The sequence below is a fragment of the Rahnella sp. 1L-D-7-B-C2 genome (assembly GCF_057290995.1).
Genome location: NZ_JBXAVQ010000006.1, coordinates 194,308 through 211,525, shown reverse-complemented (window position 1 = coordinate 211,525; position 17,218 = coordinate 194,308). Strand labels below are relative to the sequence as shown.

Below are 17,218 nucleotides of genomic sequence, written 5' to 3'. Positions count from 1 at the left end.
GGCACAAATGTGCCCTGTCCGTGCCGTTGAGTCAGCGCGTTATTCTTCGCTGTCGCTGCCTTTACTGCGGGCAGGCGCATCCACTTCGACGCGATCGATCCGTTGCAGGCCGCGTGGCAGAAGGGTTCCCTTGCGCCCGCGTTCCGCACGGAACTTCTGCAAATCTTCAGGACGCAACAGCAGTTTGCGCTTACCAACGTGCAGGGTGATCGACGTCTGCGGCGGCAGAACCAGCAACCAGGCGAGTTTATCTTCACCGGAAGCGGCCTGCGCCGAAGGGATTGAAACAATTTTGTTACCCTTGCCTTTCGACAGTTGCGGCAAATCCGCCACCGGGAACAACAGCATACGGCCAGCGGCGGTCACGGAAAGCAGCATATCATCCGCACCATTAAGCTCAATGGGTGCAAAGGCTTTGGCATTTTCCGGCAAGGTAATCATCGCTTTACCGGCACGGTTACGCGCCACTAAATCGTTGAAGGTACACACGAAACCGTAACCGGCATCGGAAGCCATCAGCAGTTTCTGCTCGTCCTGTGCCATGATCACATGTTCAATGGTCGCACCCGGCGGTGGCGTAAGCTTACCCGTCAGCGGCTCGCCCTGCCCGCGCGCGGAAGGCAACGTCATCGGATCCAGCGCGTAACTGCGCCCGGTGGAGTCGATAAACACCACCGGCTGATTGCTTTTACCTTTGGCGGCCGCACGGAAGCTGTCACCGGCTTTATAGCTTAAACCGGAGGCATCAATATCGTGGCCTTTGGCGCTGCGCACCCAGCCAGATTCAGACAGTACGATAGTCACCGGTTCGGATGGCACGAAGTCGTGCTCGCTCATCGCTTTAGCTTCTTCACGCTCAATGATTGGCGAGCGACGGTCATCGCCAAAGGATTCAGCATCGGCCTGAATTTCTTTACGGATAAGGGTGCTGAGTTTACGTTCTGAGCCCAGCAATGCCTGCAACTGATCGCGCTCTTTCGCCAGCTCATCCTGCTCACCGCGAATTTTGGTTTCTTCGAGTTTAGCCAAATGGCGTAATTTCAACTCAAGGATCGCTTCGGCCTGCGTATCAGACAGCTCAAAACGCTGCATCAGCACAGGCTTTGGTTCATCTTCGGTACGGATGATGTGAATAACTTCATCAATGTTCAGGAAGGCTATCAGCAAACCTTCGAGAATATGCAGACGTTTCAGAACCTTATCGAGGCGGAAATTCAGGCGGCGACGCACGGTATCGCGGCGGTAGGCCAGCCACTCGGTAAGGATTTCCACCAGCCCTTTGACCTGCGGACGGTGATCCAGCCCGATCATGTTCATGTTGATGCGGTAGCTGCGTTCCAGATCGGTGGTTACGAAAAGGTGATTCATGACCTGATCGAGATCGATACGATTGGATCGCGGCACCACCACCAGGCGGGTCGGATTTTCGTGATCGGATTCGTCACGAAGATCTTCGACCATCGGCAGCTTTTTGGCTCGCATCTGGCTGGCGATTTGCTCCAGCACTTTCGCACCGGAGACCTGATGCGGCAACGCGGTGATCACCGCACTGCCATCTTCTTTGTGCCAGACCGCACGCATGCGTACCGAGCCTTTGCCCGATTCGTACATTTTGCGGATTTCGCTGCGCGGCGTGATGATTTCGGCTTCGGTCGGGAAGTCTGGCCCCTGCACGAATTCCAGCAGATCATCGAGTGAACTGCCCGGTTTTTCCAACAGCGCGACGGCAGCCGCGGCAACTTCACGGATGTTATGCGGCGGAATATCCGTCGCCATACCCACAGCGATGCCAGTGGTGCCGTTTAGCAGAATGTTGGGCAGGCGCGCAGGCAGCATTTTCGGCTCCTGCATAGTGCCGTCAAAGTTCGGGACATAATCCACCGTACCCTGACCGAGCTCGCGCAGCAGCACTTCGGCATATTTCGACAGGCGCGATTCGGTGTAACGCATCGCGGCGAAGGATTTCGGGTCATCCGGTGCCCCCCAGTTCCCCTGCCCGTCAACCAGCGGATAACGGTAAGAGAAGGGCTGCGCCATCAGCACCATGGCTTCGTAGCAGGCGCTATCGCCGTGCGGATGATATTTACCCAGCACGTCACCGACGGTACGCGCGGATTTCTTGAATTTAGCGTTATTACTCAGGCCGAGTTCGGACATCGCATAAATAATACGGCGTTGTACCGGCTTCAGGCCGTCACCGATAAACGGCAGCGCGCGGTCCATGATGACGTACATGGAATAGTTGAGATAGGCGTTCTCAGTAAACGTGTGCAGTGCTAAACGCTCTGTTCCGTCATGAGTCATTTCGCTCATTGATGTTTAATCCTCAGACCCGTGGCGTTATCGTTTTGGAAATTAAGGAAGCTTGCCCCCGCAGGCGCGCAAAGGCACCCGCCGCGAGGCAATGATGTCCGCGATAGTACATCATCTGCCGTATTCCTGTCACAGTTGCTGTGTTTATGCGTTGTTTTTAACCAGTTTTAGCCGGCCGAACTGGCGAATTTGTCGGGCAAATCGGGCGATTATTGCATCTGGGTCAATAGTCTTGTGCGCAATATCACATTTTTTCGCTATGCAGAGTTCAGTACACTATGTGACAACAGCCTGACAGCCAGAATTCATTTTAAGGAAACCCCATGAGCAACATCCTGATTATTAACGCCGGCAAAACCTTTGCCCACTCAAAAGGCGCACTGAACAATAGCCTGACCGACGTCGCGTCCAGCTTCCTGCGCGATGCCGGGCATGACGTACGCGTGACCGTACTTGAAGAGGGTTACGACGTTCAGACTGAAATCGACAGCTACCTGTGGGCCGATGCCATCATTTATCAGCAACCGGGCTGGTGGATGGGCATGCCGTGGACGCTGAAAAAGTACATCGATGAAATCTTCACCGAAGGCCACGGTAAACTCTACGCCAGCGATGGCCGTACCCGTTCAGACGGTGCAAAAAAATACGGTTCCGGCGGCCTGTTGCAGGGCAAATGTTACATGCTTTCCGTGACCTGGAATGCGCCACTGGAGGCGTTCGAGGATAAAGAGCAGTTCTTCCACGGCGTGGGCGTTGACGGTGTCTATCTGGCACAGCATAAAGCCAACCAGTTCATTGGTCTGGACACACTGCCGACCTTCATGTGTAACGACGTGATTAAGCAGCCCGATATCGAAGGTGATTTCGCCCGTTACCGCGCGCACCTTGAAAATGTGTTCGGTCAGGCCTAAGGTAAAAAGTCATTCGTGTAATGAGGTAGTTATGATCACTGTTATCGCCGAAATCAAAGTAAGACCGGGCCGCCGCGATGCGGTCATGGAAAAAATTACCGCGCTGCTGCCAAGCGTTCTCGAAGAGAAAGGCTGCCACCGCTATGAGCCTTACATTGATTTCAACGGCCAGATCCCGTGGCGTAAAACCGTTCCTGATTCCATTTTCATGCTGGAAGACTGGGAGAGCCTGGCGCATCTCGAAGCGCATCAGCAGGCACCGCACATGGACAAGCACCGTGAAAACATCAAAGCCGACGTGCTGGATGTGGTGATCCATATTATCGAAAAAGCCTGATCCTAAATCTGACTTCGTTTAAAACAAAAATGCCGGCGCTGCAAAGCGTCCGGCATTTTTTTATGGCGCAATCTGAGGGGATCAGACGTCCAGTTCGGCGGTATCGCCTTTTTCCTGTAACCAGTTACGGCGATCTTCAGACCGTTTCTTCGCCAGCAGCATATCCATCATGCGCAGCGTCTGGTCGATATCATTCTCATCGATGGTCAGCTGAACCAGACGACGGGTATTCGGATCAAGCGTGGTTTCGCGCAGCTGCAATGGGTTCATCTCACCCAGCCCTTTAAAGCGTTGGACGTTCGGCTTACCCTTCTTGCGTTTGAGCTGATCCAGTACGCCTTCTTTTTCCTGCTCATCCAGCGCATAGAACACTTCTTTGCCCAGATCGATACGGTAAAGAGGTGGCATAGCGACATACACGTGGCCGCCGCGCACCAGAGATCGGAAGTGACGGACAAACAGTGCGCACAGCAGCGTGGCGATGTGTAAGCCGTCGGAGTCCGCATCCGCAAGAATACAGACTTTGCCGTAACGCAGCTGCGTCAGGTCTTCGCTGTCCGGATCGATACCAATTGCCACGGAAATATCGTGTACTTCCTGCGACGCAAGCACTTCATCGGAAGAGACTTCCCACGTATTGAGGATCTTACCCTTGAGCGGCATGATCGCCTGATATTCACGGTCGCGCGCCTGTTTGGCCGAGCCGCCTGCGGAATCCCCTTCCACCAGGAACAGTTCGGTCATGTTCAGATCCTGCGACGTACAGTCCGCCAGTTTCCCCGGCAGCGCAGGGCCGCTGGTCAGCTTCTTACGTACCACTTTCTTCGCTGCGCGCAAACGGCGCTGAGCGCTGGAAATACACAGTTCCGCCAGCTGTTCTGCCGCATGGACGTTCTGATTCAGCCACAGGCTGAAGGCATCTTTCACCACGCCGGAGACGAACGCGGCGCACTGACGTGAAGAGAGACGCTCTTTGGTCTGACCGGCGAATTGCGGATCCTGCATTTTCACCGAGAGCACATAAGCGCAGCGTTCCCAGATATCTTCCGCAGAAAGCTTTACGCCACGCGGCAAAATGTTGCGGAATTCACAGAACTCGCGCATCGCATCGAGCAGCCCCTGACGCAGGCCGTTGACGTGTGTACCGCCCTGCATGGTTGGGATCAGGTTGACGTAGCTTTCGGTCAGCAGTTCGCCGCCTTCCGGCAGCCACAGCAGTGCCCAGTCTACTGCTTCGATATCACCGGCAAATGCACCGACAAAGGCTTTTTCCGGCAAGGTGATGAGGCCGTTGACCGCTTCCATCAGGTAGTCGGTCAGCCCGTCTTCATAACACCAGCGTTGTTCGGTGTTATTCACCTTATCTTTGAAGATGATCTCAGCACCGGGGCACAGTACGGCTTTGGCTTTCAGCAAATGGCTGAGGCGGCTGACCGAAAAACGCGGGTTGTCGAAGAAGCTGACGTCTGGCCAGAAGTGAACGCTGGTGCCGGTATTGCGTTTTCCACAGGTGCCGGTGACGTGCAGATCTTCGACTTTATCGCCGTTTTCAAACGCCATCTCATACACTTCGCCGCCGCGTTTTACCGCCACTTCGACGCGTCTGGATAAGGCGTTGACTACCGAAATCCCGACGCCATGCAGGCCGCCGGAGAACTGGTAGTTTTTGTTAGAGAATTTACCGCCCGCGTGCAGACGGCAGAAAATCAGTTCGACGGCAGGCACGCCTTCTTCCGCGTGGATATCCACCGGCATTCCACGGCCATCATCGATGACTTCAAGAGACTGGTCTTCGTGCAGAATGACTTCGATACGTTTAGCGTGGCCGGCTAATGCCTCATCCACGCTGTTATCAATCACTTCCTGGCCGAGGTGGTTTGGCCGGGTGGTATCGGTGTACATGCCCGGACGGCGGCGCACCGGTTCGAGTCCGCTGAGGACCTCTATGGAATCCGCGTTATAAGTAGATTGGCTCATCGTTGATTATTCGTGGCTCATAGGTTTGTGGGCTAACGATACAGTATGTGGGCGGGAGGAAAATCACTGGCAGCACGCAGACGCTCTACATCCGGGGAGAAACGTCACCCTGCAATGTTAGTCTGCGGCCAGTTCGAGGAAATCGACAATCGGCGAAAAATAGCGCTCAAAGCCGACAAATGCATGATTTCCCTCGGGTTCAACCGTCTGACGACAGGTGGTGTAATATGCCACAGCCTGACGGTAATCGAGAATTTCATCGCCCGTTTGCTGTAATAACCAGAGTAAATCCGGCGACTCCAGCGGTTCGATCTGCATCACTTTCAGATCGTAAACGTGGCGTGACTCTAACACATATTGCTGGCCGGTGTAGGGGTTCTCGTTTTGCCCGAGAAAGTCGATCAGCAGCTCATACGGCTTGACTGCCGGGTTCACCACTACCGCCGGTACGGCAAAACACTGTGATAACCACGTGGCGTAATATCCGCCCAGCGACGACCCTACAATGCCCAACTTTTTACCGGCTTTTTGGATCACCAGACTTTCCAGCAACTCGGCGGCCTCGGACGGATACGGCGGCAACTGCGGCACCACCATGTCGATATGCGGATGATGTTCCGCCAGCCAGTTTTTCAGCAATGTCGCTTTGGCCGAGTCGGGAGAGCTGTTAAATCCATGCAGGTACAATAGGGTGTTCATTCGTAGCCGTCCGATTCCGTATCCGGGTGAAACTCGGTGGATTCGAGACGGAATACCTGCGTTTCTACGCGGCCATCCGGATATAAATCCAGATAACGCCAGCCCGGCGCAACGGTATCAATGGTGAAATTGGTGCAGTGCGGTTTGAACTGAACGCAGGTCGATGGGGTGGCGTAGAGGCGACGGCCATACCAGTCGAGATCCAGTTCCTGATGAATATGGCCACACAGCAGCGTATTCACTTTCGGATATTTCAACAGCGTATTCGCCAGCATGTGCGCGTTGCGCAGACTGTGCTGATCGAGCCAGGTACAACCCGACGGTAACGGATGGTGATGCAGCATCAGCAGGGTAAAGCGATCCGGATAAGCCTTCAGACAGCGCTCCATCCACTCCAGCTGATATTCACTCAGCTCACCGTGCGGCACGCCAAACACCTGCGTATCGAGCAGAATGATTTGCCAGCGATCGCCGAGCAGTACATGCTTCGACGGGTTGATCCCGGCGTCACGCAAGGTGTCAAACATGGCAGGCTGGAAATCATGGTTTCCGGGAAGCCAGACACAAGGCGCAGGCAGTTCACTGATGCCACGGCAAAACTGATGGTATGCCGCCACCGACTGATCCTGAGCCAAATCCCCTGTCGCCGCGATGATATCGACTTCACGCTGCTGCGCCTTGATAGCGTCCAGCACGGCGCGATAGCTGTTAAACGTATTCACGCCCAACAACGTTTCATCTTCACCGGCAAAAAGATGGGTATCGGTAATCTGTAGAACTCTGACTTTGGCCCCATTTACCAAAGGCAGTTTAAACAGGCTTTCCAAATCGTTTCCTTTGTTATTGAAGTCTGTCTAACAAACCGGAATTGCCATCGCTCCGTGCGCAAGGCAATAACGCAGCCAGTCCGCAAGGAACTGGTTAATTTGATGCTTTTCATCACGCTGATGCAACTTTTTATTAGGATAATCATAGCGTGCTTTGAAGCGAAAGATCTGCTGACTTGCACACACTTCCGCCACCATCGCATCGTGATAAAGGCGAACCGTCAGCGACGGTAAACTCCAGTAACTGACCGCAGGTGCGGTTTGCTTGATTTCTACCAGTGACGTATAGCGCGTCGATTCAAGGATCGTCAGGCGATACGTGGCGCTACTCACCTGATATGTCACTGTTTCGCCAGGCTCATCTGTGCGCGGCATTAAACGGCGCAACTGTGCGAAATTAGTTTCGCACAATCTCATCATTTCAGGGAAATCAGGGGTATAGCGCTTAATCATTCGTTGGCCCACTCTTTTCTCAGGGATTCATAGTGCAGTTGCAGCCATTGCAGAGCAATCACTGATGCCGCATTGTCTATCGCTCCTTCTTCCACCCAGCGGTAAGCCTGTTCGCGGCTCACAACGTGTACCCGGATGTCTTCATTCTCTGCTTCCAGACCGTGAATTCCTTCTGCCGTGGTGGCGTCGACTTCACCGACCATAATGGAGAGACGTTCGCTGGTACCACCGGGGCTCGCAAGATAATTCAGCACCGGTTTGCAACGTTTCGCCACAATGTTCGCTTCTTCCAGCGCTTCGCGACGGGCGACTTCTTCTACCGTTTCGCCCTCTTCAATGATACCGGCGACCATCTCCAGAAGCCATGGGGTATCACTGGAATCAATACATGGGATGCGGATCTGTTCGATCAACACCACCTCATCCCGCTCAGGATCATAAGGTAATAACACGGCCGCATGCCCGCGTTCAAAAACTTCACGTACCACCTCGCCGCTCATTTCTCCATTAAACAAACGATGGCGAAACCGATATGCAATAATAGAAAAAAAACCTTTATATCGTGTCTCACGTGCAATAATTTCTACATCATCTTTGCCGAAACTTACCGGTGAATTGTTGAATGAAGACATGGAGCGTTCTCCTTTAATACCTCACAAAGGTAAATTATCGCCTTTTGAGGTCAATTTGATGAAAATGCGTTAATAATAATCAAGGTTGTTTGTGATAGATTTAGGCTCATTCAGTTGGGAAGGCACGTTAAGCCAACCGCCCCTTTAGCCTGACTCTGCTAGAATCCGCGTCTATTCGAGTATTTGACTGCCTCACCATACATAACAACATTGCTGCACAACAAGGAATGCAAATGAAGAAACTGCTCCCCCTTCTCATCGGACTCAGCCTGGGCGGCTTTAGTGCGATGAGCCAGGCCGAAAACCTGATGCAGGTCTATCAGCAAGCCAGGACGAGTAACCCGGACCTGCGTAAATCAGCTGCTGACCGGGATGCCGCATTCGAAAAAATTAACGAAAGCCGCAGTCCTTTATTACCGCAACTTGGATTGGGTGCGGATTATGGTTATACCAATGGCTACCGCGATGCAAATGGCGTAAACAGCAATGTTGGCAGTGCCAGCCTGCAATTAACGCAGACCCTTTTTGATATGTCAAAATGGCGCGCGCTGACCCTGCAGGAAAAAACCGCAGGTATTCAGGACGTGTCTTATCAGACTGATCAACAGTCTTTGATCCTCAATTCTGCAACAGCTTATTTTAACGTATTGAGTGCAATCGATTCACTCTCCTATACCGAAGCGCAGAAACAGGCTATTTATCGCCAGTTAGATCAAACCACTCAGCGTTTTAACGTGGGTCTGGTGGCTATCACTGACGTGCAGAACGCCCGTTCACAATACGATACTGTGCTGGCCAATGAAGTCACTGCGCGCAATAACCTGGATAACGCACTGGAATCCCTCCGTCAGGTGACCGGCACTTATTATCCGCAGCTGTCTTCCCTGAACGTCGACAACTTCAACACCACGCGTCCGCAGCCGGTCGCCACACTGTTGAAAGAAGCAGAAAGCCGCAACCTGAGCTTGCTGTCTGCGCGTCTGTCACAAGATTTAGCTCGTGAACAAATCCGTTATGCTGAAACCGGCCACATGCCGACCGTGGATCTGACTGCCTCTACCGGCATCAGCAACACCAAGTACAACGGCGACAAAACCGGTGGCGCATCCAGCTATCAGGATGCCGATGCAGGCCAGAACAAAATTGGCCTGAGCTTCTCCCTGCCCCTGTACAGCGGCGGTTCTGTCACCTCTCAGGTGAAACAGGCCCAGTACAACTTTGTAGGCGCCAGCGAGCAGCTTGAAAGCGCGCACCGCAGCGTAGTGCAGACCGTACGTTCTTCGTTCAACAATATCTCTGCGTCCATCAGCAGTATCAACGCTTACAAACAAGCCGTTGTCTCTGCGCAAAGTTCTTTGGATGCGATGGAAGCCGGTTACCAGGTCGGTACCCGTACGATCGTTGATGTGCTGGACGCGACCACCACGCTGTACAACGCCAAGCAACAGCTTTCCAGTGCGCGCTATACCTATCTGATTAACCAGCTGAACATCAAATCAGCGCTGGGAACACTGAACGAAAGTGATCTTCTGGCACTCAATGGTGCGCTGGGTAAACCGGTTCCGACGGCACCGGATCAGGTAGCGCCTGAAACGCCAAACCAGGATGCTGCGGCTGACGGTTATAACAGTGACGGCACGCAGGCAGCGGCGCCACGCACTGAAAGAGCCAGCGCAACAACCACCACCAATACCAATACCACCAAAAAAAGCGGCAATCCTTTCCAGAACTGATCCTGAAAAGTCGCCATTTTTGTTGAGCGTAAATCCCTGAGGCAGCCTGAAAAGGCTGCTTTTTTTTGCCTTGGTCACGTCCCTCTGTAAAGTCTGGTAACAATTGGCCTGCGCTGCTTTAACAATCACCCTGTTTCCCCTATCCTTAAGCCCTACTGGGAAAGGGCAAAAAAGCCCTGCATATGGGATAAGAACGATGAAACGGACACAACACGTCAACCTCGCTACCTTCCGTAAATCATGGCGTAGCGCTCGAATCACTCCTGTCGCACTGGCTGTCGGCGCTGTATTCATGCTGTCAGGCTGTGAGAAAACCGATGAAACGGTGTCTTTGTATCAGAACGCAGACGACTGCTCTAAAGCGAATCCGTCTGGCAGCGCGCAATGCGTCGCAGCCTATGATGCAGCGAAGAAAGACGCCGAAAAAACCGCACCGAAATACGCCTCACGTGAAGACTGTATTGCCGAATTCGGCGAAGGCCAGTGTACGCAGACGCCAGCGCAGTCCGGTGTGGCTTCTGCCGAAGGCCAGAGCAGCGGCAGCATGTGGATGCCGCTGATGGCGGGTTACATGATGGGCCGCATGATGAGCGGCGGCGCTTATGCGCAGCAGCCACTTTTCAGCTCTAAAAACCCGGCCAGCCCGGCGAACGGCAAATTCGTCGATGCGACAGGTAAAAACTACGGCCCGGCAACCGCGGGTGGCCGTACCATGAACGTGCCGAAAACCGCGATGGCACCGAAACCGGCTGTCACCAAAACCATCACCCGTGGCGGCTTTGGCGAAAGCGTAGCGAAACAAACGTCAATGCAACGCAACTCAACTGCCGCTCCGCGCAGTGCTGGCCGCAGCATGGGTGGCTAAGAGGCACATGAAACGTTTACCGATCACCGAGCGCCCGGACTGGCGCGAAAAAGCCACGGAATTTGGCTTCAATTTTCACACCATGTATGGCGAACCCTACTGGTGTGAAGATGCTTATTATCAGTTCACGCTGGCGCAGATCGAAGAGATCGAGGACGCTACCGCCGACATCCACCAGATGTGTTTAAAAGTGGTCGAACGCGTGGTGGGTGACGATGCGCTGATGGCCAAATTCCAGATCCCAAAACATGTCTGGGAATTTGTCCGCAGTTCGTGGCGTACCCAGCAGCCTTCGTTGTATTCGCGGTTGGATCTCGCTTACGACGGTGTCAATCCGCCAAAGCTTCTGGAAAACAACGCCGATACGCCGACCTCATTGTACGAAGCGGCGTTCTTCCAATGGCTGTGGCTTGAAGACCAAATCGCGGCCGGTAACCTGCCGCAGGATGCCGATCAGTACAACAGTTTGCAGGAAAAGCTGATTGAGCGTTTTGCCGGGCTGAAAAATCAACACGGTTTTTCACTGCTGCACATCGCCTGCTGTCAGGACACCGAAGAAGATCGCGGCACCGTGCAATATTTGCAAGACTGTGCGCTGGAAGCGGAACTGGCCAGCGAGTTTCTGTATATCGAAGAGATCGGTCTGGGCGAACGCGGCCAGTTTACCGATCCTCAGGATCAGGTGATTTCCAACCTGTTTAAGCTGTATCCGTGGGAGTTTATGTTCCGCGAAATCTTCGCCACCAAGCTGGAAGATGCCGGTGTGCGCTGGCTGGAACCGGCCTGGAAAGCCATTCTCTCGAATAAAGCCTTACTGCCGTTGCTGTGGGAAATGTTCCCGGATCACCCGAATCTGTTACCGGCATACTTCGCAGATGATGCGCATCCGGAACTGGATCATTATGTGGTGAAACCGCTGTTTTCCCGCGAAGGCGCAAATATTAAGGTGATCGAGAAAGGTCAGGAAGTCGCGAGCGTGGAAGGCCCGTACGGCGCGGAAGGCATGATTGTGCAGCAGTTCCACCCGCTTCCGGTTTTTGACGGCAGCTATGTGTTGATCGGCAGCTGGCTGGTGAACGATCAGCCTTGCGGGATCGGCATCCGCGAAGACAAAGCTCTGATCACTCAGGATCTGTCACGTTTCTATCCGCACACCATCGTCGGCTAAAAAGCGTAAGAAAGGATAATGAAAAAATCATTATCCTTTTTATTTTCCGATTCAGCCCACCTGAACTGAAAGCATTGAGAGCGATCCCATCACCAGCCCCTCGGTCGGCTGAGTCACCGGCTCAACGCCGTCCCACGCCCCCAGCACATACAACAGCGGAAGATAATGATCCGGTGACGGATTAGAAAGCGCACCGCCTTCGTGATCCATAAAGTTCACCAGCGGATGATCCTTCGTGTCGCCCTTCCAGCTCAGATTATCTTTCACATATTGATCGAACGTGATCGCCCACGGATAAGGCTCGCCCTTACCGTCCCATTTCACCATCCGCAGGTTATGCACCACGTTGCCGCTGGCGACAATCATCACACCCTCATCACGCAGCGCGGCCAGTTTTCTGCCAAGCTCGAAGTGATATTCCGGCGGCTGTGTGCCGTCAATACTCAGCTGAACTACCGGGATATCGGCATCAGGATACATCTTAATCAGTACGCCCCAGGTGCCGTGGTCAAAGCCCCATTCACTGGTATCCGCCAGCACACTCACCGGGCTGAGCAACTCCTGCACGCGTTTTGCCAGCGCAGGCGAACCCGGTGCCGGATAGCGCTTGTCGAACAACGCCTGCGGGAAACCGCCGAAGTCATGAATAGTGCGCGGATTTTCCATCGCCGTCACCGCCGTGCCACGGGTAAACCAGTGGGCTGACACCGCCAGAATCGCTTTTGGCCGGGGTAATGTTTCGCCCAGCGTATGCCAGGCACGGGTGTAGATGTTGTCTTCCAGCACGTTCATCGGGCTGCCGTGGCCTAAGAAAAGTGCGGGCATACGTTGAGTCGTCATCATAAATTCCTTACCGCAAAATAAAAGAGAGCGGCGCTCACCAGCGGATTGCCGCGTAATGAAAATACGGTACTCTTTTTCAGTACGGGTTACAGCCGGATAACCATGAAGGAGATGTTCAATAAATTTGAAGGGAAAAATCAAAGGCAGTCTGGCTGGATTTTATTAACAGCATCCGTTCAGACAAAAATCAGCAATAAAAAGCAAAAAGGCCGCATAAGCGACCTTTTCTATACAATACCGCCAACAGTTAACTGGCCTGACGGGTCTGCGCCTGGCGATATTCCACCAGATCGGCAATGGTCACTACTGGCATATTGTGTTGTTTCGCAAAAACAATGGCTTCTGGCGCGTGTGCCATGCTGCCGTCGTCATTGGTCAGCTCGCACAGCACGCCGAAAGGTTTGAGGCCGGCCAGCGTCACCAGATCGATGGATGCTTCAGTGTGACCACCACGGGTCAGCACGCCGCCCGCCTGTGCGCGCAGCGGGAAGATGTGCCCCGGACGGCTCAGGTCAGAAGGTTTAGCGCCGTCTTTAATAGCGGTGCGGATGGTGGTGATACGGTCAGCGGCAGAAACGCCGGTGGTTACGCCTTCAGCCGCTTCAATGGTCACGGTGAAAGGCGTCTGGAACTGACTGGAGTTGTTCTCCACCATCATCGGCAGGTCGAGCTTTTTACGGCTGTCTTCGTTCATGGTGAGACACACGATGCCGCTGCCGTAGCGAATAGTCAGCGCCATTTGTGCAACGGTCATGTTTTCGGCGGCAAAGATTAAATCGCCTTCGTTTTCACGATCTTCGTCATCCAGCACCATCACACCAACGCCGTTACGAATGGCGTCAATAGCACGCTCAACACGTTCAGCAGGTGTACCGAATTCGGAAAGTAGGGTCTGATTCATGGTAAAAATAACCTCATGTTCTGTATGTGGATTACCAGAATCAGGGCGTCTTGAGGAGGCTAGCTGCAGCGGCCTGATGGCGTGCTACAGTTATAAAAAATAACGCAGCGGACAAATTTTGCCCGGCTTGAATCGTTACTCTCTCCCATCCGGACTTTAACCGTCGGCCCCGGAATTACACCGGATCTGCTGACCTCTAATCCCGAAGGATTGAGCGCTCGCGGGCTTCCACGTGGAAGGGATTAAGATCCTTCCGATATTCTGTGGTTTACCGCCGGTGGGGACTTTCACCCCGCCCTGAGAATAAGCAAATCAACTATAACGCCAATAAATGACCAGAGCAATCCTGCGGATTGGCCAATTAGTGCCCCGGAAGGTTTATAGAAACGTCATCTGCGATTACACTAAGCAAAAGCACCTCCTTCGAGAAAAGGAAATAACATGATTGACCCGAAAAAAATTGAACAAATTGCCCGCCAGGTTCACGAGTCTATGCCGAAAGGGATCCGCGAATTTGGTGAAGATGCCGAGAAGAAAATCCGTCAGGTATTGCAGGCACAGTTCAGCCGTATGGATTTAGTCAATCGCGAAGAGTTTGACGTGCAGACTCAGGTTTTACTGCGCACCCGCGAAAAACTGACCGCGCTGGAACAACGTCTGGCCGCACTGGAAAGTAAACTGACCGACGCCGAAAAACCGCAAGACCCGGTCTGATTTTCCGCTCGTCAGAAACGATAAAGGCCTGCTCAGCAGGCCTTTTTTATGTCTCGCTCTCAGACAGTTACCGTGTGTGAAGCACCGTTTTAGCACGCGGTAAAAGTAGCCAGAGCGCGGCAAACACCATCAGCGCGTACGCGGCTTTCCAGCCCACCATTGCCAGCAATACGCAGCACAATACCGCGCCGAGCATCGCCATCCACCTCGAACGGCCTTTGAGGATCCGCGCCCCGGCGAGCATGCACAGCAGATAGATCAGGATGAAGATCCCATTGGCGTAAGTGATCAGCGCACCGAGTGGCAGATGCAGCCAGTAAATCAGCAGCGTGAACAGCACGCAGCAACCGACGACCAGATTCAGTGCGGCAACCGGCACCCGCTCTGAGGACAGCTGCGCCAGCCTGCTTTGCGGCTTGAGCTGCGCCTGCGACCACACCAGCCGCGCGAAGCTTTGAGTATAAATATTTACGCTGGCGAAGCAGGCCAGATAGCCAATGATGCAGGCCACCCACAACGCTTTTTGCCCGAACAGCTGCACCACAATACCCGGCAGTGATGCGCCCGCTTCCCGCCCTTCTCCCCACGCATGGAATTTCAGCACCGCCACGGTACAGCCCCAGTAGACGGCTCCGGCAACCAGCATACCGATGAGTAAAGCACGCGGAAAATCCCGTTCCGGGTTACGAAATTCTGTCGCCAGATGGGCGAACGCTTCCAGCCCGACGAAGCACCAAAACATCACGGCCAGCGCATCAAACAGGTTTGATGGCGAGATATCCCGAATGGCCGGCAACGGAATTTCCGGCAGCGTAATATCGCCTTTCCACCAGATGGCGATGACCAGAGCAATCACCAGAGCCGCAATCAGCGTCTGAATATTGGCGCTCGAACCCGCGCTGCGCGTGCCAAGGAACCAGATCACCAAAAGCGTACCAAGCTGAACTAGCAGCAGATTTTCGCTGCTCCAGCCAAACGCTGCCTGCCAGAAGCCGGCGGCGATGTGCAACGCAGCAGGTAAACCAACCGGGATCACCGATAAAAACAACCAGCCGGTCACGCGTGCCATGTGCGGCCCGAAGGCTTTACCCACAAAATGGGCCGCCCCGCCCGCGCTGGGAAAATGTCTCCCGAGCGCAGCGAAGCCGATGGCAATAGGAAACACCAGCAGAATAAGCACCGGCCACGCCCACAGGCTGTCGTTTTGCGCCAGCTGCGCCGCCAGCGCGGGCACCGCGAACACACCGGTGCCGAGCAATGAAGTGGAAAGCAAACCGACGCCCTGCGCCAGACTGAGTTCCTGTTTTAAGCCGCTCACAACAGAGTCACTTCCGTTTTGGGTTCTGAATTGAAATTTCGATAAAGAAAAAGGGCTTATCAGATAAGCCCTTCGGTCAGTGCGCGGATGACAGAATCAGTCCTGCGCTTTGATCTGATTGATGATCTTGGTCGTAGACAACCCGTCTTCAAAGTTCAGCACGCGGACTTCGCCGCCGTTGGCCCAGACTTCATCACAACCGGCGATTTGCTCCGGTTTGTAGTCGCCGCCTTTGACCAGCAGGTCCGGCAAGATCCCGGCGATCAGGCGCTGCGGGGTATCTTCTTCAAATGAGACCACCCAGTCCACGGCGCCTAGTGCACCCAACACGATCATGCGGTTTTGTAGCGCATTGACCGGACGGGTTTCGCCTTTCAGACGTTTGGTGGACGCGTCGCTGTTCACTGCGACGATCAGACGATCGCCGAGTTTGCGGGCGTTCGCCAGATAGGAAACGTGCCCGGCGTGCAGAATGTCGAAGATGCCGTTGGTCATCACCACTTTCTCGCCGCGCTGACGCGCCATCGCCACAGCCGCTTTTAACTGTTCTTCCGTCATTACGCCGAAACCGACGTCCGAACGGCCACCGATGGCGTTTTCCAGTTCGACCGGAGACACGGTGGATGTGCCGAGCTTACCGACCACCACACCTGCGGCGGCGTTGGCCAGGAAGCAGGATTCTTCCAGAGTATTCCCTGCCGCCAGCGCAGCCGCCAGCGTGCCGATCACCGTGTCACCGGCACCGGTTACGTCATACACTTCCTGCGCCTGGGTCGGCAGATGCAGCGGCTCTTTGCCCGGCTGCAACAGCGTCATACCGTGTTCGGAACGGGTCACCAGCAGCGCTGACAGCTCAAAATCAGCAATCAGCTGCATACCACGCGCGACCAGTTCGTCTTCATTCTTACAGCGGCCGACCACGGCTTCGAATTCTGACAAGTTAGGTGTCAGCAACGTTGCACCGCGATAGCGTTCAAAGTCAGAGCCTTTTGGATCAACCAAAACAGGAACGCCCGCTTTGCGCGCCAGCTGGATCATCTTCTGCACTTCGGTCAGCGCGCCCTTGGCATAATCTGACAGCACCAGCGCCCCGCTTTCCGGCAGAGCCTGCTCGATTTTAGTCAGCATCGGTTGCAGATCGACGCCTTCGAAACCTTCTTCGAAGTCGAGGCGGATCAGTTGCTGGTTACGCGACAAAATACGCAGCTTGGTGATGGTCGGATGCGTCGGCAATGCCACGAAATCGCAGTGAACCTTCACTTCCGCCAGACGTTCGCTCAGTGCGCGAGCCGCATCGTCCACGCCGGTCAGACCGATCAGACGGGAAGAAGCACCGAGGGACGAAATATTCATCGCTACGTTAGCCGCGCCGCCTGGGCGTTCTTCGATGGTATTCACCTTGACCACCGGCACGGGTGCTTCCGGTGAAATACGGTTGGTCGGGCCATACCAGTAGCGGTCTAACATTACGTCACCGACCACCAGCACGCCGGCACGGTGAAAATCAGGCAAAGTCACTTTCATCCC

The 17,218-nt window shown here is 54.2% G+C and carries 16 protein-coding genes and 1 riboswitch; of the genes, 6 read left to right on the top strand and 10 right to left on the bottom strand.

Going from position 1 to position 17,218, the window contains the following annotated elements:
• Nucleotides 1–39: 39 nt before the first annotated feature.
• The gene (gene parC, locus AC0Z7K_RS12740) at nucleotides 40–2,313 is read right to left on the bottom strand and encodes a DNA topoisomerase IV subunit A (protein ID WP_485614699.1); all 2,274 of its coding nucleotides are present in this window, start codon (nucleotides 2,311–2,313) and stop codon (nucleotides 40–42) included.
• 323 nt (nucleotides 2,314–2,636) lie between these two features.
• Here parC and AC0Z7K_RS12735 point away from each other — a divergent pair, with 323 nt between their 5' ends.
• Complete coding sequence (locus tag AC0Z7K_RS12735; RefSeq protein ID WP_413530369.1) at nucleotides 2,637–3,224, top strand: NAD(P)H-dependent oxidoreductase; 588 nt, start codon at nucleotides 2,637–2,639, stop codon at nucleotides 3,222–3,224.
• A gap of 31 nt (nucleotides 3,225–3,255) precedes the next feature.
• The gene (locus tag AC0Z7K_RS12730) at nucleotides 3,256–3,561 is read left to right on the top strand and encodes a putative quinol monooxygenase (protein WP_413530368.1); all 306 of its coding nucleotides are present in this window, start codon (nucleotides 3,256–3,258) and stop codon (nucleotides 3,559–3,561) included.
• 81 nt (nucleotides 3,562–3,642) lie between these two features.
• Here the strand turns inward: AC0Z7K_RS12730 and parE are convergent, their stop codons facing one another.
• From parE to nudF, 5 genes are all read right to left on the bottom strand, one after another.
• Nucleotides 3,643–5,538: a DNA topoisomerase IV subunit B gene (parE, locus tag AC0Z7K_RS12725; protein WP_485614697.1), complete on the bottom strand. Its 1,896-nt coding sequence runs from the start codon at nucleotides 5,536–5,538 to the stop codon at nucleotides 3,643–3,645.
• A gap of 117 nt (nucleotides 5,539–5,655) precedes the next feature.
• On the bottom strand, nucleotides 5,656–6,237 hold the full coding sequence (yqiA, locus tag AC0Z7K_RS12720) for an esterase YqiA (protein ID WP_413530366.1): 582 nt from the start codon (nucleotides 6,235–6,237) through the stop codon (nucleotides 5,656–5,658).
• Nucleotides 6,234–7,064, bottom strand: a complete 831-nt coding sequence (gene cpdA, locus AC0Z7K_RS12715; RefSeq protein WP_413530365.1) for a 3',5'-cyclic-AMP phosphodiesterase — start codon at nucleotides 7,062–7,064, stop codon at nucleotides 6,234–6,236. The genes yqiA and cpdA overlap by 4 nt, the downstream gene beginning before the upstream one ends.
• A gap of 27 nt (nucleotides 7,065–7,091) precedes the next feature.
• Nucleotides 7,092–7,517, bottom strand: a complete 426-nt coding sequence (locus tag AC0Z7K_RS12710) for a DUF1249 family protein (protein ID WP_120133194.1) — start codon at nucleotides 7,515–7,517, stop codon at nucleotides 7,092–7,094.
• Nucleotides 7,514–8,149, bottom strand: coding sequence for an ADP-ribose diphosphatase (gene nudF / locus AC0Z7K_RS12705; protein WP_485614696.1), 636 nt, complete (start codon nucleotides 8,147–8,149; stop codon nucleotides 7,514–7,516). Before nudF ends, AC0Z7K_RS12710 begins: the two co-directional genes overlap by 4 nt.
• A gap of 227 nt (nucleotides 8,150–8,376) precedes the next feature.
• Between nudF and tolC the strand changes: the two genes are divergently transcribed.
• The 3 genes from tolC (at nucleotide 8,377) to AC0Z7K_RS12690 (ending at nucleotide 11,915) form a co-directional block, all read left to right on the top strand.
• On the top strand, nucleotides 8,377–9,882 hold the full coding sequence (gene tolC / locus AC0Z7K_RS12700; protein ID WP_485614695.1) for an outer membrane channel protein TolC: 1,506 nt from the start codon (nucleotides 8,377–8,379) through the stop codon (nucleotides 9,880–9,882).
• 196 nt (nucleotides 9,883–10,078) lie between these two features.
• Nucleotides 10,079–10,747, top strand: a complete 669-nt coding sequence (locus AC0Z7K_RS12695) for a DUF1190 family protein (protein WP_413530362.1) — start codon at nucleotides 10,079–10,081, stop codon at nucleotides 10,745–10,747.
• 7 nt (nucleotides 10,748–10,754) lie between these two features.
• On the top strand, nucleotides 10,755–11,915 hold the full coding sequence (locus AC0Z7K_RS12690; RefSeq protein WP_485614693.1) for a glutathionylspermidine synthase family protein: 1,161 nt from the start codon (nucleotides 10,755–10,757) through the stop codon (nucleotides 11,913–11,915).
• A gap of 51 nt (nucleotides 11,916–11,966) precedes the next feature.
• Here AC0Z7K_RS12690 and ygiD read toward each other — a convergent pair whose 3' ends face one another.
• Nucleotides 11,967–12,755, bottom strand: a complete 789-nt coding sequence (gene ygiD, locus AC0Z7K_RS12685; RefSeq protein WP_485614780.1) for a 4,5-DOPA-extradiol-dioxygenase — start codon at nucleotides 12,753–12,755, stop codon at nucleotides 11,967–11,969.
• Nucleotides 12,756–13,005: 250 nt separating this feature from the next.
• The gene (gene ribB / locus AC0Z7K_RS12680) at nucleotides 13,006–13,659 is read right to left on the bottom strand and encodes a 3,4-dihydroxy-2-butanone-4-phosphate synthase (protein WP_485614692.1); all 654 of its coding nucleotides are present in this window, start codon (nucleotides 13,657–13,659) and stop codon (nucleotides 13,006–13,008) included.
• Between the two features lie 133 nt (nucleotides 13,660–13,792).
• Nucleotides 13,793–13,968: riboswitch (FMN riboswitch) on the bottom strand.
• Between the two features lie 132 nt (nucleotides 13,969–14,100).
• Here ribB and ubiK point away from each other — a divergent pair.
• Complete coding sequence (gene ubiK / locus AC0Z7K_RS12675) at nucleotides 14,101–14,373, top strand: ubiquinone biosynthesis accessory factor UbiK (RefSeq protein ID WP_485614690.1); 273 nt, start codon at nucleotides 14,101–14,103, stop codon at nucleotides 14,371–14,373.
• A gap of 67 nt (nucleotides 14,374–14,440) precedes the next feature.
• Here ubiK and yjeH read toward each other — a convergent pair whose 3' ends face one another.
• Nucleotides 14,441–15,691 carry an L-methionine/branched-chain amino acid transporter gene (gene yjeH, locus AC0Z7K_RS12670; protein WP_413530358.1) on the bottom strand — a complete coding sequence of 417 codons (1,251 nt, stop codon included), beginning with the start codon at nucleotides 15,689–15,691 and terminating at the stop codon, nucleotides 14,441–14,443.
• 96 nt (nucleotides 15,692–15,787) lie between these two features.
• Nucleotides 15,788–17,215, bottom strand: coding sequence for a bifunctional D-glycero-beta-D-manno-heptose-7-phosphate kinase/D-glycero-beta-D-manno-heptose 1-phosphate adenylyltransferase HldE (hldE, locus tag AC0Z7K_RS12665; protein WP_413530357.1), 1,428 nt, complete (start codon nucleotides 17,213–17,215; stop codon nucleotides 15,788–15,790).
• Nucleotides 17,216–17,218 lie beyond the last annotated feature (3 nt).

Coding starts and splice junctions, on each gene's coding strand:
- AC0Z7K_RS12710 (WP_120133194.1), bottom strand. CDS start 7,517: ATGATTAAGCGCTATACCCCTGATTTCCCTGAAATGATGAGATTGTGC.
- AC0Z7K_RS12690 (WP_485614693.1), top strand. CDS start 10,755: ATGAAACGTTTACCGATCACCGAGCGCCCGGACTGGCGCGAAAAAGCC.
- parE (WP_485614697.1), bottom strand. CDS start 5,538: ATGAGCCAATCTACTTATAACGCGGATTCCATAGAGGTCCTCAGCGGA.
- yqiA (WP_413530366.1), bottom strand. CDS start 6,237: ATGAACACCCTATTGTACCTGCATGGATTTAACAGCTCTCCCGACTCG.
- nudF (WP_485614696.1), bottom strand. CDS start 8,149: ATGTCTTCATTCAACAATTCACCGGTAAGTTTCGGCAAAGATGATGTA.
- ygiD (WP_485614780.1), bottom strand. CDS start 12,755: ATGACGACTCAACGTATGCCCGCACTTTTCTTAGGCCACGGCAGCCCG.
- AC0Z7K_RS12695 (WP_413530362.1), top strand. CDS start 10,079: ATGAAACGGACACAACACGTCAACCTCGCTACCTTCCGTAAATCATGG.
- hldE (WP_413530357.1), bottom strand. CDS start 17,215: ATGAAAGTGACTTTGCCTGATTTTCACCGTGCCGGCGTGCTGGTGGTC.
- AC0Z7K_RS12735 (WP_413530369.1), top strand. CDS start 2,637: ATGAGCAACATCCTGATTATTAACGCCGGCAAAACCTTTGCCCACTCA.
- AC0Z7K_RS12730 (WP_413530368.1), top strand. CDS start 3,256: ATGATCACTGTTATCGCCGAAATCAAAGTAAGACCGGGCCGCCGCGAT.
- parC (WP_485614699.1), bottom strand. CDS start 2,313: ATGAGCGAAATGACTCATGACGGAACAGAGCGTTTAGCACTGCACACG.
- tolC (WP_485614695.1), top strand. CDS start 8,377: ATGCAAATGAAGAAACTGCTCCCCCTTCTCATCGGACTCAGCCTGGGC.
- ubiK (WP_485614690.1), top strand. CDS start 14,101: ATGATTGACCCGAAAAAAATTGAACAAATTGCCCGCCAGGTTCACGAG.
- ribB (WP_485614692.1), bottom strand. CDS start 13,659: ATGAATCAGACCCTACTTTCCGAATTCGGTACACCTGCTGAACGTGTT.